The sequence below is a fragment of the Massilia solisilvae genome (assembly GCF_024753215.1).
Taxonomy (GTDB): Bacteria; Pseudomonadota; Gammaproteobacteria; order Burkholderiales; family Burkholderiaceae_D; genus Telluria; species Telluria solisilvae.
The window spans coordinates 1-388 of the sequence record NZ_JANUGV010000028.1; the positions used below are offsets into that span (position 1 = coordinate 1).

Here is a 388-nt window from a genome sequence, read left to right on the forward strand (position 1 = left end):
CGTCAGGCTGCCGTTGCCGGTATCGACGTCGGTCGCGTTCAGGTAGCGCGTGGTAAGCGTGATGGTCGCGCCCTGGGCCACGGTGACGGGTGATACCGCCAGCACCGGTGCGTCGTTCACCGGATTGACCGTGATGCTGACGTTGTAGGTATTGCTGCCAGAGCCGTCGCTGACGGTGTAGGTGAAGCTGTCCGGGCCGTTGTAGTTGGCCGCCGGCGTGTACTCGTAGCTGCCGTCGGCGTTGAGCACCAGCGTGCCGTGCGACGGGCCGGTGCCCTTGGCGTAGGTGATCGCATCGTGCTCGACATCGGTCGCGGCCGGCAGGTTGCCGGTGGCCTTGGTGTCTTCGTTGGTCGTGATCGTCCCGTCGGCGGCGACCGGCAGGTCG

1 protein-coding gene is annotated in these 388 nt (G+C 66.8%); it reads right to left on the reverse strand.

Going from position 1 to position 388, the window contains the following annotated elements:
• Positions 1-388, reverse strand: a 388-nt coding sequence (locus NX773_RS23465; RefSeq protein WP_258858648.1) for a cadherin-like domain-containing protein, incomplete at both ends; no start/stop codon positions are given.